At 37.3% G+C, this 17,616-nt stretch carries 19 protein-coding genes and 1 pseudogene; 9 read left to right on the plus strand and 11 right to left on the minus strand.

Features of this window, described 5'->3' with window-relative positions:
• Positions 1–471: 471 nt before the first annotated feature.
• Entirely contained in the window at positions 472–879 is a 408-nt protein-coding gene (locus tag AQ505_RS16565) for a hypothetical protein (RefSeq protein WP_062549198.1), read from the minus strand.
• Positions 880–906: 27 nt separating this feature from the next.
• Positions 907–1,185, minus strand: coding sequence for a hypothetical protein (locus AQ505_RS16570; RefSeq protein WP_157262431.1), 279 nt, complete (start codon positions 1,183–1,185; stop codon positions 907–909).
• Between the two features lie 219 nt (positions 1,186–1,404).
• On the opposite strand from AQ505_RS16570, the gene AQ505_RS16575 reads away from it, so the two are divergent.
• Both AQ505_RS16575 and AQ505_RS16580 read left to right on the plus strand, forming a co-directional pair.
• Complete coding sequence (locus AQ505_RS16575) at positions 1,405–1,971, plus strand: hypothetical protein (RefSeq protein WP_062549200.1); 567 nt, start codon at positions 1,405–1,407, stop codon at positions 1,969–1,971.
• Between the two features lie 21 nt (positions 1,972–1,992).
• Entirely contained in the window at positions 1,993–2,967 is a 975-nt protein-coding gene (locus AQ505_RS16580) for a nucleotidyl transferase AbiEii/AbiGii toxin family protein (protein ID WP_062549201.1), read from the plus strand.
• A gap of 132 nt (positions 2,968–3,099) precedes the next feature.
• Here AQ505_RS16580 and AQ505_RS16585 read toward each other — a convergent pair whose 3' ends face one another.
• Entirely contained in the window at positions 3,100–3,438 is a 339-nt protein-coding gene (locus AQ505_RS16585) for a hypothetical protein (protein WP_062549202.1), read from the minus strand.
• Between the two features lie 368 nt (positions 3,439–3,806).
• On the opposite strand from AQ505_RS16585, the gene AQ505_RS16590 reads away from it, so the two are divergent.
• From AQ505_RS16590 to AQ505_RS16610, 5 genes are all read left to right on the plus strand, one after another.
• Positions 3,807–4,349: a cysteine hydrolase family protein gene (locus AQ505_RS16590; RefSeq protein ID WP_062549203.1), complete on the plus strand. Its 543-nt coding sequence runs from the start codon at positions 3,807–3,809 to the stop codon at positions 4,347–4,349.
• Between the two features lie 121 nt (positions 4,350–4,470).
• Entirely contained in the window at positions 4,471–5,343 is an 873-nt protein-coding gene (locus tag AQ505_RS16595; RefSeq protein ID WP_062549204.1) for an AraC family transcriptional regulator, read from the plus strand.
• A 98-nt stretch (positions 5,344–5,441) separates the two neighbouring features.
• Positions 5,442–6,296, plus strand: coding sequence for an MBL fold metallo-hydrolase (locus tag AQ505_RS16600; RefSeq protein ID WP_197286203.1), 855 nt, complete (start codon positions 5,442–5,444; stop codon positions 6,294–6,296).
• Between the two features lie 21 nt (positions 6,297–6,317).
• Positions 6,318–6,725, plus strand: coding sequence for an ester cyclase (locus AQ505_RS16605; RefSeq protein ID WP_062549205.1), 408 nt, complete (start codon positions 6,318–6,320; stop codon positions 6,723–6,725).
• 382 nt (positions 6,726–7,107) lie between these two features.
• Positions 7,108–7,737, plus strand: a complete 630-nt coding sequence (locus AQ505_RS16610) for a carbonic anhydrase family protein (protein WP_062549206.1) — start codon at positions 7,108–7,110, stop codon at positions 7,735–7,737.
• A 158-nt stretch (positions 7,738–7,895) separates the two neighbouring features.
• Here AQ505_RS16610 and AQ505_RS16615 read toward each other — a convergent pair whose 3' ends face one another.
• From AQ505_RS16615 to AQ505_RS16645, 8 genes and pseudogenes are all read right to left on the minus strand, one after another.
• Positions 7,896–10,235, minus strand: a complete 2,340-nt coding sequence (locus AQ505_RS16615; RefSeq protein ID WP_157262433.1) for a TonB-dependent receptor — start codon at positions 10,233–10,235, stop codon at positions 7,896–7,898.
• A gap of 151 nt (positions 10,236–10,386) precedes the next feature.
• Positions 10,387–10,536 carry a DUF2256 domain-containing protein gene (locus tag AQ505_RS27380; RefSeq protein WP_082461593.1) on the minus strand — a complete coding sequence of 50 codons (150 nt, stop codon included), beginning with the start codon at positions 10,534–10,536 and terminating at the stop codon, positions 10,387–10,389.
• The gene (locus AQ505_RS16620; RefSeq protein WP_062549207.1) at positions 10,536–12,029 is read right to left on the minus strand and encodes a cryptochrome/photolyase family protein; all 1,494 of its coding nucleotides are present in this window, start codon (positions 12,027–12,029) and stop codon (positions 10,536–10,538) included. Before AQ505_RS16620 ends, AQ505_RS27380 begins: the two co-directional genes overlap by 1 nt.
• A 6-nt stretch (positions 12,030–12,035) precedes the next feature.
• The gene (locus tag AQ505_RS16625; protein WP_197286204.1) at positions 12,036–13,340 is read right to left on the minus strand and encodes a DASH family cryptochrome; all 1,305 of its coding nucleotides are present in this window, start codon (positions 13,338–13,340) and stop codon (positions 12,036–12,038) included.
• A 7-nt stretch (positions 13,341–13,347) separates the two neighbouring features.
• Positions 13,348–13,638 (minus strand): annotated as a pseudogene (locus tag AQ505_RS26960) (TIGR03643 family protein).
• Between the two features lie 67 nt (positions 13,639–13,705).
• Positions 13,706–14,965, minus strand: coding sequence for an NAD(P)/FAD-dependent oxidoreductase (locus AQ505_RS16635; protein WP_062549208.1), 1,260 nt, complete (start codon positions 14,963–14,965; stop codon positions 13,706–13,708).
• On the minus strand, positions 14,965–15,615 hold the full coding sequence (locus tag AQ505_RS16640; protein ID WP_062549209.1) for a flavin reductase family protein: 651 nt from the start codon (positions 15,613–15,615) through the stop codon (positions 14,965–14,967). Before AQ505_RS16640 ends, AQ505_RS16635 begins: the two co-directional genes overlap by 1 nt.
• Position 15,616: 1 nt before the next feature.
• On the minus strand, positions 15,617–16,336 hold the full coding sequence (locus tag AQ505_RS16645) for an SDR family NAD(P)-dependent oxidoreductase (RefSeq protein WP_231634909.1): 720 nt from the start codon (positions 16,334–16,336) through the stop codon (positions 15,617–15,619).
• 167 nt (positions 16,337–16,503) lie between these two features.
• Here AQ505_RS16645 and AQ505_RS16650 point away from each other — a divergent pair, with 167 nt between their 5' ends.
• Positions 16,504–17,172, plus strand: a complete 669-nt coding sequence (locus AQ505_RS16650; RefSeq protein ID WP_062549210.1) for a MarR family winged helix-turn-helix transcriptional regulator — start codon at positions 16,504–16,506, stop codon at positions 17,170–17,172.
• Between the two features lie 9 nt (positions 17,173–17,181).
• Positions 17,182–17,592: a hydroxyisourate hydrolase gene (uraH, locus tag AQ505_RS16655; protein ID WP_062549211.1), complete on the plus strand. Its 411-nt coding sequence runs from the start codon at positions 17,182–17,184 to the stop codon at positions 17,590–17,592.
• Positions 17,593–17,616: the final 24 nt, after the last annotated feature.

The following is a 17,616-nucleotide window of genomic DNA, read 5'->3' on the forward strand; positions in this document are numbered from 1 at the left end:
AAACCTCACAAACTGCTCCATAAAAGACAATTTTACAAAAAAAACATAAAATGCTGACTATATGACTTTTAAGCACATTAATATAAAGTATCATTTTTCGAGTAAAATTCCGTTTATACATAAAAAACGCTAACTTCTGGTTTAACTACGTTTTATGAGTGAATTAGATTTTGACCTGGAACAGTAATATTAGGGATATTATTTTGGTGTGGTTTATCCAAGCAGACCATCAAACTTATTGAAGAGATAGAGGAATTAGATCCAGCAGTCAGGGAAAAACTTTTGTTCCTGGCTAATGCCATTATCAGGGCTGCCAAAACAGGTAAGGCATATTCGCATTAAAAAAACAAAGCCCTTAAGTAAGGACATTGTCGTTGATCTAATTTTGATCAACCAATAATCATTTTTCTAATAATTTATATTGGTGCGATGACTTTAGAATATAAAGTCTAACCCGCTGATCTGCAGAAATCAATAACCTCTTATCTTTTGCCTCAGCCATAAAACAGAAATAAAGAGCAATATCGAACCAATAAAATAAAGAATAATAATCCAACCTCTGCTGATTTTTTGCTTCTTTGTTTCTTTTGAATACTCCTCAAAGATCAAATCATGAAGACCAGATCGCTTTAGACGATGATAGAATAATGCAAATAATGGCACAATAAACACTAAAGGCAAAAACCACCTTACCCCATTTCCTACCGGATGATTTAATCTAATATTTAGCCCTACAGAAAAAATTAATGTAATCAAAGCTAAAAGATTAAAATATACAAAAACAAACATAATAGCGAATGTCCTGAAGAGCGGGATTGAACTACCGTCAGAAAAATAACTAAATATTCTAAAGTAATAATATTTTAAAAAACGTATCATGATCTCATTTTGTTGTAAAGTAATAATCTACTTCTTAACCCTATCATAGACAAGATCTATAGGATTATAGCCCGTCATATCTGCTACTCCATAGGCTAAACCTAAACCAATTGTCCAAGGGTTACTTTTTAATGCGAGCTGCCCCACCGAAACTCCAAGTTTGCTCCAATCCGCTACGGTAGCATTTGACATACCTTTATTATAAATCTCATTTGCATCGTTTAAGGCGGATACAACCCCTAAAACCGTACCAGCTCCCTCCAGAACCTTAGTTACATTACTTAGTCCACGAGCTTCGCTAGACATAGTCATAGTTATTCCCTATCTGACATATGGAGATAATTAAAGAGAATAAGATGTCTTCAATTAAAATCTCAAAATGATGTGCACGACATATTTTCACTCAACAGATAGATAAGTTGCTGTCTACTGATTTTTTTGCAAGTATTGTTGCATGAATTTTAGTCAAAAATCATGCAAAATTTAGCTATAAATTCGTAACTTTGTGTTTGAAAGGAAAATATTATGTCAAAATTAGATGAGTTAAAAAGTCATTTGAGGAAAGGAAATATCTATAAGAGGGATGAACTACAAAAGTGGTCAAGCTCTATTGATAGACATCTTTCTGAGCTTACTGGCGATGGTGTTTTAAAAAAGGTTGGCCCTGGGCTATATCACTTTCCGAAGAAAAACGCTTTCGGTTTTGAACCGCCTGCGGATCAGTTGCTGATCAAGAAATTTTTGGACAACGACAATTTTCTGATTACCTCCTTCAATTCCTATAACGCATTGGGAGTTGGAACTACACAGTTGTATAATAAGCAGATCGTTTATAACCATCTGCGTAGTGGAGATATAACACTAGGCAACAAATTGTTCACTTTCAAAAAAAAATCGGCTTTTCCACCGAAGCCTACAAGGGAGTTTCTGGTAATTGACCTAATCAATAACCTGGAATACTTAGCAGAAGATCAACCGAAAATACTTGAGAAGACCTTAGAAAAAGCGATGAGCTTAGATAAGCATTCCCTAAGGCATGCTATTGAGAAATACGGTACACCAAGAACAAGAAAACTATTGGCTACGGCCTAACCCGCTTCTGACACAGAATATATGAGTATAGCATTCCTCCATCAACGAAAGGACTTTAAAAGCCTTATCAGTACATTAGCTGCAGAGAAAGGCATAATTGAAGCCCTTGTCGAAAAAGATTACTGGATCATGCATGTGCTTTATGGCATGAAAAACCTGGGACTAGAATTTGAGCTCAAAGGAGGAACCTCACTTTCGAAGGGGTTTAAGATCATAGACAGATTTTCAGAGGACCTTGATTTACATATTACTCCGCCGAAAGCATTTATTGACGAGACTGGTATAAAGGTAAATGAAAACCCAAAATCCAGTGGCAAAAGTATCATTGAAAATCGAATGAAGTTCTTCGATTGGCTGACAGATTACATCCGTATCGATGGCATCATCGCGGAGCGTGACACTGAGTTCGATGACAAGAACGGAAGAAACGGAGGGATCAGGCTTAAGTATGATGGCTTTTTTGGATCTGTTCCCGGAATCAAAGATGGGATATTACTAGAGGTTGGCTTCGCCAAGGTTGCCCCAAATGAAAACGTTCATATCAGTTCATGGATGTATGATAAGGCAATGGAGGTTCAGCTTAAGATGACTGATAACCGAGCCATAGACATTGCCTGTTATCATCCCGGTTATACCCTTGTCGAAAAACTCCAGACTATTGTTACCAAGTTCCGTGTGGAACAGGGAGCGGATAGCGGTGGACCAAAGGTCAACTTTATGAGGCAATACTACGATGTCTACCGGCTTTTTCAGCGAGATGATATTCAGAAGTTTATTACAACACAAGCTTATTTGGATCATAAACTCGATTGGTTTCCACTAGTAGATCTCGATGTACCATTATCCGAGAAGGAGGCATTCCTGCTTACCGATGATAAAATTAGGGAGGATTTTAAGAATCGTTATATCGGAACTTCCGGACTTTATTATCAAGGCCAGCCAGATTTTAACGAGATATTGGGATATATACAAGCTAACTTAAAAAAGTTAGGCTAAATTGAGTACATACACATCTTAGACTGTTAAAACGCACTTAAAGCGGCTACAAAAAAGCTTATTTCATCGCTGGATTAGGCCTCAATATCGTAAAATCATGATTTAATCATTGATCTGCATTAAACCTACAGCTCAACCCGGTGGTTTTATTTTGCGTTTATAAGCTCCCTCCGCGGAATGAATGTAGACGTTCACCATAGCAATAACTTCCTGCACTGTTAAGTCAGTTTGCCCTTCCGCATTCTTGAAATAACTGGTCGGATCGGGTAAACCAATATCAGTTTTCAAAAATTGAAATTCCGGGTAACCTGCTGCCGGATTCGGGAAAAGTAATTGAATGATCACCCCGTCATATTCGGCAACTGCGATTTCAAACAAATCAATTTCCTCGGTCATTTCTTCAAACTGCACCAAGGTCTGCAAATTGATTTGCATTAAGGCTATTTTAGCCAGTTCTGTTCTAAAACTCATGATCTATATTTTTTATAATTCGCTCTATGAATCGCCCTCGGTTCTAGGATTTAAATTAATCCCAATAATTTTTCTACTGCTTTGATCGATCAAGAGGCACTGCCTTCCCAACATAAAAAAACAACAGAACGGGCGAGACTACATGAATAAGACAGCAACTAGAACATTAAATTTGTAACGGATTGAAACTGTTAACAGACAGAACCTGCATTTGCTGAGTTTATGAAAACATTGAAAGGAAAAAACTAGTAGCAGTAAATACCGCAAAAAGCATGCTTATCAAAATGGTATTTTTGAATACTTTATTGGTAGTCCTTAGCAATAGATTGATGGTTAAATTTGTTATATTTATTTAGATAAAAAGGATTATGAGTAAGGCATTAATTATTATAGACGTACAAAATGATTATTTTGAAAATGGAGCATTGGAATTGGTGAACCCTATTCCAGCAAGTGAAAATGCAAAAAAGTTGCTTGATCACTTTAGAAAAGAGAACCTTCCAGTTGTACATGTTCAGCATGCTTCGCCAGAAGGGGTACCTTTCTTTGTACCGGGCTCAAAAGGTGTTGAAATACATGACAATGTAAAACCAGCGGAGGGTGAAAAAGTAATCACCAAGCACTACCCAAATAGTTTCCGTGATACAGATCTTTTGGAATACCTACAGTCAAAAGGTGTAACCGAAGTTGTGTTGACAGGTATGATGACCCATATGTGTGTAGACGCAGGAACCAGGGCCGCATTTGATTACGGTTTTGATTGTACGGTGATTGGTGATGCCTGTGCAACCAAAGATCTTGAAATCAAAGGAGCTCAGGTAAAAGCAGCAGATGTGCAAACCGCATTCTTAGCAGCTCTCGAGTTTTTCTATGCCAAGATTCAGACTACAGATGAATATCTGACTGCATAAGATATTTTCTGTTTGAAAAAATGGAACGGTTCGGAAATTGTATTTCTCTGTTCCTTTTTTTGTTATTTAGCAGATGTACTAAAAGATAGCGCAAGTATAGCGCACATGTAATAAAAATAATATGAAGACCATCAAATTTCATAAATCGGATTGTGGAGTAGATGTACTACTCAATGTGCTGATTGGTCAGGACGTAAAAGAAAGTTATTTGAATACAGATATCTATAATACTGATTTTTTTGAGATCGTGATCTTTAAAAAAGTTGAAGGTACATTGATATTAAATCAACAGAAGATTAGTTTGACAGATAATAGCATTGTCTTTATTTCTCCATTTCAGAAAAGAAAATGGAAGTTGGAAGCTGATAACCTCGATTTCACAGTACTCGTTTTTCAGGAAGACTTTTTGAATGATTTTTTTGCAGATAAATTGTTTACCTACCGCCTCCTATACTTTTATCAATTAGATTTTCCACTGAGCATACCTATTAACAACGAGGATATCCTTAAGATCTGCAGCATACTTACGGAAATAAAAACAGAACTAGTTATTCCAAAACCAGATAGTTCACATATTATCAGATCACTAGTCTATTACCTTTTGCAAAAATTCAACCGTGAATATGCCTTAGCTAACAATCTTTCCTTAAATAAGGCAGAAAATAATTATGCCTATCAATTCAAACAGTTATTGGAAATCCACATTACTGATAAACAAAGAATCGATGATTACGTAAAACTGCTAGGTGTTAGCAGAATAAGTATAAACGCTGCTGTAAAGAAACAGTTCAATGTAACTGCGACCCATCTGCTAAAGCAACGACTGCTTTTCGAGATCAAAAATCAACTAATACATTCTGGAAAAACTGTAGCAGAAATAGCCTACGAGCTTCATTTTTCAGAACCGAACCATATGATGCGTTTCTTCAAAACGCAGACAGGCATCACAACAAGACAGTTACTAGCCGATTATCAAAATGGTATATTTTCATAGTTATAAGGTAGCCTAAGCAAATCCCACCCTATCTATCTTTGCATTAGAATTTTATCCCAATTTCAAGACAACGTGGATAAAATTATTTTAAAATAGATATGAAAAAAATGATTTTAGGTATTGCATTGGTTTTAATCGCAATATCATCTTATGGACAATCAAAGAATGAAAAAAAGTCAAGTGTTCAATTAATAAGGAATGCAACTGTAGTGTACACCTATGGCGGTAAAGAATTTCTCATTGATCCAATGTTGGCAAAAAAGGGAGCTTATCCTGGCTTTGAAGGTACTGCTAATGCTCATTTACGCAACCCAATGGTTGAATTGCCTGTTTCGGCAGAAAGCCTTCTTAATCCCGATGCAATAATAGTGACGCACACACATCCGGACCATTGGGATGAGGCTGCTATAAAAATGCTTCCAAAAGAGAAAACGCTCTATGCCCAAAACCAACAAGATGCAGAAACAATCAGATCCCAAGGATTTAAAGATGTTCGCATTTTATCTAATAACTCCAATTATGAAAATATCACGCTACAAAAAACCTTTGCTCAGCATGGATCGGATGCAGCCTATGCAAACCCTCAGATAGCGGAAATATTAGGGCATGCTTCGGGTGTTTTCTTCAGCCAACCTGGACAGAAATCAGTATATTTTGCTGGAGATGCTATTTGGACAAAAGATTTTGAATCCCATCTGAAAAAGTTAAATCCTTCGGTTGTAGTTCTTAATACAGGCTATGCGCAAGTGAATGGTTTCGGAGCCATTATCATGGGAAAAGAAGATGTAAACAGAGTTCACCAAATATTACCTAATGCTACAATAATTGCAGTGCACATGGAGGCTATTAATCATTGTGTCCTTACACGTAAGGAACTTATGGATTATGTTAAAGAAATGGGGATATCTGACAAAGTAATTATTCCAGCAGATGGACAGGTCATCAACTTTTAAGGATAGATATAATATACACCAATGAGTATAGAGAATAATAAAGAGCTGGTACGTAATTTTTATGACCTGTTGGAAGAAGAGAATTACAATGCTGTTGCGGAACTGTGTCATCCTGAATTTCTTTTTTACTTTCAGGTTGATAATCCAATCCAAGGTGCAGTAGGATTTGTAGCCTCAGAAAAAGCGAATTTTGATGCTTTTAAAGGATTTACCATGCGTATCCATGAAATTATTGCAGAAAATGATAAAGTAGTAGCTTATATGATATTTGAAGGTGTTCATAACAGTAAAACAATCTTCGGGATAGAACCAAGTGGTAATAGAGTCAGATTTTCATTATTGATGTTCCTCACCATCAAAGATGGAAAGATATATGAAAAACGTGCACATTTCGATCTAGACGATATAAAGAGACAACTTATGAGATAAGTTGCGTATAAATAGCATTATCAGAAATAGATATGTTAAACACAGAAAGGTCAGTCAAGTTAAATTCTTGACTGCCCCCTTTTTAATATGTGATGAAGTATAATCACACATCACAAACAGGAAAAACTTGATATTTTGGTCTTGCATTATTACTTTTTCCACTCAGATTTCGGAATTTTATTCTAACTAAAATAAAAAACTGGAAGAACAATTCCCTTGCAATCTCCTAGTTTCAAAGCATCTTTAGATTTTGATCACTCACTCACTTACTCACTTACTCACTTACTGGTAAGACTAAAGTGGACATGCTAAATCAAAAAACAAAACGCTGAACTTTTAATTTTTTTAACTTTTTTATAGATTGCACAAAAAATAGGTAGAAATGAAAACTTTAACAAAAGAAGATCAGGAAGCTATAACGCCGATAATGGCTCTAAATTTATTGGAAGAGGGAAATAAACGTTTTGTTAATAACCTAAAAATTAACAGAAACCTTTTACAGCAAGCAAATGAAACCTCTGATAGCCAACATCCTTTTGCGGTAGTTTTAAGCTGTATAGACAGTCGTACATCTGCAGAATTAATTTTTGACCAAGGATTGGGTGATATTTTCAGTATCCGAATTGCTGGTAATATTATCAATGAAGATGTTTTAGGAAGCATGGAATTTGGCTGCAAGGTGGCAGGTGCAAAAATTATTGTTGTACTAGGTCACACGAAATGCGGAGCAATTAAAGGTGCATGCGACCATGTTGAGATGGGTAACCTAACAGCCTTACTCAGCAAAATCAGGCCCGCTGTTGATGATGAGCAAACCATAAAAGAGAACCGCAATTCCAGTAATAGTGAATTTGTTGAAAAAGTAGCTGCCATAAATGTTAGCCGGTCAGTTAAATCGATAGTAGAGCGTAGCCCGATTCTCAAAGAAATGGTAGACGGTGGCCAGATCCGAATAGTAGGAGGCAATCATGATATTGCGACGGGATTAGTAACATTCCTCCATGGAGGATAAGTGTTAATACCAGCACTAAGCAATGCAGCTGCATATTTCAACTCGATACTTTCGGGATCGTAATAACCTACATCGATATTGTTATCCATAGGTGCGGAAATGAGTTCTATCCCGTCTAATCAATAATAATTAGAAAAATGAGGACCTAAATAGCTGTCCTAGAACTCAAATATACAGCCAAATGAAGGGATCAGGTTCCCTGATTTGGTATTCAAGATAAATGGAATTCCGTTGGAACCATTGGTTTGTATTGGCTGCCCGTCAGTAGTTAAAAAACCGCTATTATCTTCTGTTCTTTTAAACGTATATTTTGGAAAATTGTCATTTTCATTTTTAAGAATATTTTGTATGTCTATATAAAAATTCAAAGCTGTCTTTCTAAAATTCAAGCGCTTATCAATACGAAAATCCAGTTGACTGAATGATGATAACCTTTCGGCATTTAACTGGCTGTAATCTGCTATTCCTGTGCCCAGCGTTGAATAGTTTTGCTGGGATGCCTGCAAATCAAATGGTGTGTAGGGCGATCCTCCAGCATAGCGATATTTCAACCCTAAATCCCAATTGCGTTTTAATTTATAACCCAATGTAAGTGACAATAAATGTCTGTTATCCCATGATGATGAGATCAGCTGCTGATTCAATCCAGAAAATTTACTGACCACATAAGAATAACTTGCCACATAAAAAAAATTACGAACCAGTTTTTGCTGTACAAATAGTTCCACACCATAGGTTTCCCCCTTCCCTATACTGAGCACCTGCTCACTGCCAACAGAAGCATATTCTGCGCCCTGATTGGCAAGCGAAGTCCCGTTCGCTACAGAGACCGGGTAATTGCTGTACTGCTTGTAAAAAGTCTCCAAAGTAAATCTCAAATCATTTCTAGGCAAAAACTGGGTGCCAAGCACATAATGTGTCGATTGGATATAATCCATATTTTTATTCAAGGCTGCGCCATTATTATCCAGATAACCCAGCATAGTATAAGTGGGAATTTTGAAATAAGTCCCCACTGACGCACTTACATCCCATTTAGAACTGAGGTGATAAGCCAAAGATAATCTGGGAGAAAGCGTTTTCAACGGATCATTTCCACTATCTGTATAACTATTCAGGTCAGTACGAATACCCGCGGAAAGCAATAATTTTTCATTAAAAATATTTTTTGAAGCCTGAAAAAATGCACCATATTTCCAAAATTCCATGTCATTATTGAACCTGATTACCTTTTGCGGCACCACTACTTCCCCCTGGGCATTGGTGATTTCATTAGACACTTTATTAAACAAATCTGCTTTATAGCCAACCAGTTGAGCCATTAGCCCCGCAGACAGCTTCCAGCCATTTAGGAATTTATTGATGTCGAATCTAAACTTATTTTCAGTTTCCCGAGATTGAACTTTCAGACTCCTTTTACTTTGCTGCTTTAGTTCATCCTCGAATTTATCCAGATTATTATCAAATACATTTCGGCTAAGCGTAAAGTTCAAATAGCCATTTTCAATCTGATGGTTCAAGTTAAAACCGGCAGTATAATTCCACTGATTGATATAAGGTGTAGAACGCAGCACATAAGTATTTTCCAAGGTCGACTTTTTAGTTGCTGCAAAACTAAAACGATCGATCGCACCTAGACCTATAGCGGTAAGCTTGGTTTTAGCATTAAATTTATGAGTGACCTTATATTGAAAATCATCAAAATCGGGTCTGATGGGTAAATCAATTAGTTTAAATAAAAAACTGAGATAAGATTTTCGAGCTGAGGCTAGAAATGTAGTATTTTTCGACAGCGGTCCTTCTAAAGTCAGTGCCGTTTCGGTAAAACTAACCCTGGCATTACCGGACAATCTTTCCGAATTGCCTTCTCTTTGCCTGATCACAAAAGTCGAAGCCAAAGGATTGTCGTATCTGGAATCAAAAGCTGAAGAGCTCAGTTTTAAACTCTCAATAAAAGAAACATTGAGTATACCCTGAGCACCTCCCGAACTGCCCTGGGTTTGAAAATGATTCAGTACCGGAATCTCTATCCCATCCAGGTAATAGACATTTTCATTTGGAGCTCCACCCCTTATAATGATATCGTTCCGCTCACCAACACCGTTACTGATGCCCACACCCGGAAGTGTCTGAACCACTTTAGACACATCAAAATTGCCCCCCGGACTACTTTTTATTTCTTCTGCTGTTAATTGCTGCACAGATAAAGGGGTAACCATATCAGTAGCAACCGCTGACTTTCCTCTACTAAAATTGATGTTAACCTCATTTAAATTATTCAATTGAGACTGAAGCTCGAAATTGACCACTTGCGGATTCCCACTACCCACCACTATGTTGTATTTCATCTGAGCTATATATCCGACAAGACTGGCAGAAACTTTATAGGTCCCTACCGGAACACTCATACGGAAACGGCCTGAGGTATCGCTCAGTGTTGAAATTGATAAACCATCAACCGTAAGTGTAGCTCCGGAAAGGGATTTACCAGTGTTCATATCTTGTACAACTCCTGTTAACAATCCTCTTTGCTGGGAAAACACGGGATTAAAAATAAACAACGCGGCTATAATTATGAAGTATCTAATTGTCAATTTCAAAGTTTTAAAGGGTTACTAAAATAGCTATCAAATATATAAATTACAGGGTTTAATTAGCCCTAATGATTGTTTTTCCAACACTTATCAAACAGTGTTGAACATCATCCCAATTCTTCTCCCACTTTTTGTGCCAGGTAAAACACCTATTACAAACCTTGCAAATCTTAGCTGGTAAGTTTTGTTTTTTCACATTCTTCATTAGGTTGCTTTACTATCCAATTGTTCTAAAAAATTTTCAGCATGCATCAGATGAAGTTCCTGTTTTTCGCTCGGCATCTTATCATACATATTTACCAGCATACCTAACCGCGGGTTCTTCAAAAAGAAGCTACGATTTACGTGCATAAACCGCCAAAATAATCCATCCCATACTGACTGCCATTCCCCCTTTTGATAATCACTCATTTTCATCAAGTAATTACTGCCGCTGATGTAAGGTTTTGTGACCATCATGCCGCCATCGGCAAACTGTGTCATGCCATAAACATTAGGTACCATTACCCAGTCGTAAGCATCTATAAACATTTCCATAAACCACCGGTATACTTCATCAGGATCAAATTCACATAATTGCATAAAATTGCCTAAAACCATCAGCCTTTCTATATGGTGACAATACCCAGTTTGCAAAATCTTTTTAATAGTGATATCGACAGGAGCAATTCCAGTGTCACCGGTCCAGAAACTCTGCGGAATTTTTCTTTTAAATTTCCAGTAATTAGTGCTACGCTGTCTACCCCCCTCGCGCTCATAGACCAGGTGAACAAACTCCCGCCAACCCATGATTTGCCGTATAAACCCTTCTAAGGAGTTTAATGGGATATTGTTATTTTTTGCCGTTGCTAATGCCTCTTCAATAATTTGACCCGGCTGCAGTAGTCCAATATTCAACATCGGTGTAAGTACCGAATGATGAAGAATAGATTCATTAGCTACAATAGCATCTTCATAAATACCAAATTTCTCAAAGCGGTTTTTCAAAAAATCATCCAGCCAGTTTAAAGCATCCTCAAAGGTAACCACAAACAAACAGGGTGTATTTAGCTCACCGTAATTATTAGGAAAATGCTTTAGTACATATAATTTTGCTTCGACGACGAATTTATTTTCTTTGGGTAATTCCAGTTCAGGTACCTTTTCTTTTTTGGGGAATTTCTTGCGGTTATCCTCATCAAATGACCATCTCCCTCCAATTGGCTGCCCATCACTTTCCATCAGGATATTTCTTTTCTTTCGCTGGCTGATATAAAAATCGGTTTGAAAGTAAGTCTTTCGGTTATTGAAATAATCGGCCGTACTTCGTGTCGTGTTTAAAAAATTAGGGCTATCATAAACATGTAGGGTAACCTCATTCATAATACAAGCACTTTGCATTCTTTGAATCAACCAATTGTCGGCTACCGCTGCAATGTGTATATGCTTGATATTTTGCTGAACAAGGCTGTCCACCAATAACCGGCAATCATTTTCCTTTGTATCTGACTCAATATAATTAACCGTAAACTCATTTTTCTGAAGCCAGTCTTGATAAAATTTCATGCTCGCCCGGTGCAAGACCAATTTTTTCCGGTGAAAATTATACTGCTTAAAAAAGAGCCATTCCTCCACAAGATAAACCGCACGGTCTTTTTGTAAAGCCGGGTGGTTTTGGAATAACTGGTGGGGAAAAATTAGCGTAACTGAGTTTACCATGATATGTTAAGATTCAAGCCAAAGCTGCTGAAAAACCTGATCCGGATCGTAAGTTGCTGACTGTTTATCTATATTGAAATAACGAGTTGTTCTTGGGTCATTTCCTACCCCTGCAAGATAAGCCCAATTACCCCAGTTATTACAAACGTCATAATCGATTAATTGCTGTTCAAAATATGCCGCACCATAACGCCAGTCTAAACACAAATCGTTACAAAAATAGCTGGCTACATTTTGCCTACCTCTATTGCTCATAAAACCTGTTAGCTTTAGTTCAATCATATTGGCATCAATAAATGGTACTCCGGTTGTACCATTGATCCAATGATTTAACTTCATATTAAACTGATCAGTATTTGCTAACATTGATTGCAGATTAGCTGACCTTTGAAAATAGCGCTTCGCGTTTTTCTGCATACAAAAGCCAAAATAGTCCCGCCATAACAACTCAAACACCAACCAGTAAGTGGATTCGTTTGCTCGGTATGCTACTTCATATTTTTTTATAGCTTCATAAAGCTCTCTAGCAGAAATACAACCTAAAGCCAGCCAGGCTGAAAACTTAGAAGAATACCTTTCCCCAACCATACCATTTCGTGTCTGTTTATAAATTGATAAGGCCCTGGTTTCATAAAGATAATAGTGTAATCGTTGATGAGCCTGCTCAGTCCCACCTTTAAACTGTATTGCCGCCCGTGGATCAGCAATAATATCGGTGGAGTCTAACTCATTTAAAATTGCCAAATTCAAGGCGGCAATTGGTGGCGATGGAATAGCTAATGGTTTAGGTAATACCGGTCTAATCGAAACTTTATTTTCTGTACTTTTTCTAAACGCTGTAAATACATCTGGCAGCAGTTCTAATGAAAAAGGCAGATCCTCAGCACGAAAAAGGTTACGACAATCAAAGGTCGAAAAAGAACAATTCAAGCCAAGCAGTTTATCTGTTACTTTTTTTTGCGTACATAACTCTTCAGGTGCAACTTCTTTCTCTGCATAAATTCTTTGAGCGCCATATTCTTTTACGAGTTTGAAGATCTCTTTTTCAGGAGTTCCCTTTAGCAATACCAAACCCGAGCCGACCTTTCTTAAATCTTGCTCCAGTTGCTGCAAACTTTCCTTTAAAAACTTCAACCGGAAATCACCAGTCTTTTTAAACTTGAATGCTGTTATTTGAAAAAGATGATCGTCCAAACAATAAAATGGGATGACTATATCATTTTCTTCTACCGCATTAAACAAACATTCATTATCCCGCAAACGCAAGTTAGTTTTAAACCAAACTAAAGCTATTTTTTTTTCAGGCATCATCGGTGTATTAATTTCTTTTAGAAATTTTATTAGAGCTGATGGCTCTTTGTCTGCTACATTTGAATCTGCAAACTGAATGCTGCTCCAGCATTTTGCTATGTTTAGTGGCTCTCCCCTGCACCCTTTTACGCCATAATTTGAAGCTTGAAGCCTTCATTTCTCTGCGCATTAAGGCTATCACCTGCTATTCTTTAATTCCAAATTGGAAAGTAATGGCATCAAATGGAGTTCGATCTTCCCAGGCCATTTCTATAATCCGATCCTTAGCTGCCAAATCAAATATTAAAGTATTCATCATAAAAAAGCAAAATAAGTTGGTGCGATATATTATAAAAATTAGACTTTATTAAAAATTTGCAGTTCAATTAACCGGGCTCTGCCGCCTTAATTATAGCTTCGGCCGCGAGTCTGCCACTTTTAAGAGCTGCATTGATTGAGCCATTCATTAAATAATCTCCACAAACAAAGCACTGATCATTTAATCTCAGTAAATGATGCCCTGGCTGATTAGTAACCTGATCATCATTAGGCAGCGCATAATTGATATGGTAGGTTTTAAGATGCTCCCAGTTGAGCGCATCAGGATACCAAAATTTCATTTCTGATATCACTCTATCCTGAAGTTGGGTTTGATTCGCCTGTAAATGATGACCAATAAGAGATACTGATATTAAAGCCTTGCCATTACTGGAATACACTGGGGATATCTGATCCATCACAGCAATATTATTAACCAATTTTCCGGATAAAGTGTTCAAAGCGATCAGCGGCATGTTAAACGGCTTTTTATCAGCTGTAAAATACATATTAGTAACGGAGTGGTATGATTTTACCAGGTCCTGCTGAAATGGAGCTGGCATTTGAATAGGATTTGTGGCAATCAGGATATATTTAGCCTTGTAAACTGATTTTGAAGACGTGATTACACTACCACCATCAATAGTTTCTACTTTTTCATTAAAAACCAATTCATCAACAGAAAGACTTTGCGCCAGTTGTAAAGGAATCATTCCCATTCCTTTAGCCGGAATAGCGGCATCTCCTTCGCTAAACATTTTAAAAACAAATTCAAACATGCGGCTTGAAGTGCTCAACTGGTCTTCAAGAAAAATCCCCGTCAAAAAAGGCTTAAAGAACTGTCTGATCATCGTTTCGCTAAAGCCCTCTTTTTTCAAATAGTCAATAGTGCTGATCTCCTTTTCAGAAAATATTCGTTCCATGGTCTTGCGGCTAAGTTTCAGTTTTAGCCTCAGCATGTTAAATTTATCCGCTAATGTACCTACAGAAGAAAAAAGAGTGCTCATCAATGCGCCCGGCTGGCGCAGCGGATCGCCAATCCTAGAGATTCCATTTTTATTTAAAATCAAAGCACCCGGGTCAAACCTGCAAAGCGCTAACGCTTCATAATTTAAAAAGCGTTTTGCTTCTGGATAGGCAGTCAATAAAACCTGAAAGCCACGATCAAGAAGAAAACCATTTACTTCATCAGTCTGTACTCTGCCACCTACAGCGTTAGAAGATTCAATAACGAGCACAGATTTACCCGCCTGCTTTAAAACTTTGGCAGCAGCTAAACCAGCTAACCCCGCACCAATGATCATCACATCTGTTTCCATATTTGACATCAAGAATTAACAGGATTATTTATTTCATGAGGCTCTACCCCTGGCTTGGCATAAGCCAAACGGCCAATAGCCTGCGGCAAAAAATAAGCATCCAAACCGGCAACAGTCATGGTCTTGGCTTTCACATGATCCACAGTACCATCCTCAGCAATCAGATCATCATCAGCTAGGATTTGAACGATTTCTCCGATTAGAATAGTGGTACCATTAATTTCAACATCAATAATTTCCCTTAGCTCCAGTCCGATACAAATGGAGGATTGCTTAACAAAAGGTGCTTTAAAACGATCAACATATAACTTTTGAAATCCACAGGTATCAAATTCGGATACATTAGATGGGTAGTAGGCGCTAGTTTGGTGTGCCTGCATATACCATTCTGGCAAAACATTATTTAAAGTGTACTGGCCTGTGGATTTAATATTTGAAAGCGTGCTGTTCTGCTCACGTTCTGGTCTTATCACAATACCTAAAAGCGGTGGATTAGCGCCCAGATGAAAGGCCGAACTAATCACGCATAAATTAGTAATTCCTTCAGTACTGGCAGTACCTAAAAGATTCAGTGACTTATAGCCAACTAAACTATTAATCAGGCTAATCCTGTACCGTTTTTCTAACTGGTAGATCTGCTCACTCTTAATATTTACCATATTAACTTGTTTTTAATTTTCCCAATCCGCCATCCACACCAATGACTTGCCCTGTTATCCAATTGCTTTGATCCGAAAGTAAAAAAGCAATCAAACTACTGATATCTTCTGGTTGCCCAACCTTTGATAAAGGATGTCTTTTCGCAGAAGCTTCACGTTTTTCGGCAGAGTTCAATAGATTTTTAGCCAGTGGCGTATCAGTAAGCGATGGAGCTACCACATTAACCCGTATCTGCTGGGTAGCAAATTCCGCTGCCAACGATAATCCCAATCCCTCTACAGCTGCTTTTGCTGCAGCGACACTGGCATGATAAGGCATTCCGGTGCTAGCAGCAACAGAACTAATCAAAACTATAGATGATGAGGCGGCATTTTTCAAATGTTTAACAGATTGCTGAATAATGCGTGCAGCACCCAGAACGTTAATTCTGTAGTCGTTTAAGAAATCTTCTTCAGTAAGCCTATTGAAAGGCTTAAGGGTAATGCTACCCACTGAATACACCAAACCATGTAAATGCTCAGGAAGAAAGTCTACCATGGCACTCAGATCATCCAGAACATCCAAACACAAGTGCCTGATACCCTTAGGCCAATCCGAATGCTCAGTTCTGGATATATTATAGACAGTAGCACCATTTAGAGCCAGCGAGCTGACCAGCGAAAGCCCAATACCCGAACTTCCACCTACAACTAATATGTTTTTCCCTTCAAAATTCATCATCCTAATTATTTAAAAAAATCTAATGTTACAAATTGAATGCTATTAAAACACCAGCTAACACCTATAACAACCAGCAATATTAGTACACAAAAGTATTTATTTAGTTTTAAATAATACTATTTTTTATAAATATAGTATATTTGTACACTAATTAAATCCAATTAATCATGAACTATCAGCTCATAAAACAAGTCATTGGCCTAATTGAAAAGTTTGACACCACTGAAGATTCCAAGTCTTATACAAAGGACCTGATAGGCTTCAAACGTTGGATTCACGATGATCAAATAGATACAGCGCATTTATATGATGAGCTTGATTGGGAGGGAAAAGAAAATGGTAGGAGTCCGGAGAGCGAGATCAGCACCTTAATTGTTCAGCTGAACAGATATGCAAAAACCTATTCCAAATCAGCTATATACGATTCAGAGTTCAGCACTCAAGAAGAATTTATATACTTAATTAACCTGAAAGCTTTTGGATCAATGACAAAAACAGAATTGATAAAAAGGAATCTTCAGGAAAAATCTGCAGGAATGCAAATTGTCAACAGACTGATAGGACAAGGCTGGATACAGCAGAACGATTCTATGGCAGATAAAAGAAATAAAATCATCTCCATTACTGCTAAAGGACTCACAGCCTTAGCCGATGTCATAGGAAAAATAAGGCAAGCCACTGAAATTGTAACTGGAAACCTCAGCACTACTGAAAAAATGCAAATGATTAAACTACTTCAGAAACTGGATCAATTTCATCAAGCTATATATGAAAAAAATATAGCGCCTGCCGAACTTGTCAATGTCGCATACAATGAATTTTTAAAAAAAAATTAACTATATATTATGTTTAAAAAACTTTCAATCTTCATTCTATTCATCGGCTTTACCCTCTCGGGCATTGCTCAAAGTCAAAAATTTCAACTCTCCAGCCATATACTAGACATCTCAAGGGGGCAACCTGCACAAGGGGTGCTGATAAGGCTAGAAAAACAAAATGGTGATAAGCAGTGGACATTTATCGCCGAAAATAAAACCAACCAGCAAGGACGAATACAAGACTTTCTACCTTATGGAAATAAAGATCATAAAGGAATTTTTAAGCTAACCTATTTTATTGAGCCTTATTTCAAAAGCTTAAAACAGAATTCTTTTTATCCCTTCATTGAAGTGGTTTTTGAAATAAAAGACAAGCAGCACTACCACGTACCCATTACCTTGAGTGCTTACGGTTATGCTACTTACAGAGGAAACTAAACACCTGAATTACAAAACCTTTAC

Origin of the sequence: Pedobacter sp. PACM 27299 (assembly GCF_001412655.1) — a bacterium.
Taxonomy (GTDB): domain Bacteria; phylum Bacteroidota; class Bacteroidia; order Sphingobacteriales; family Sphingobacteriaceae; genus Pedobacter.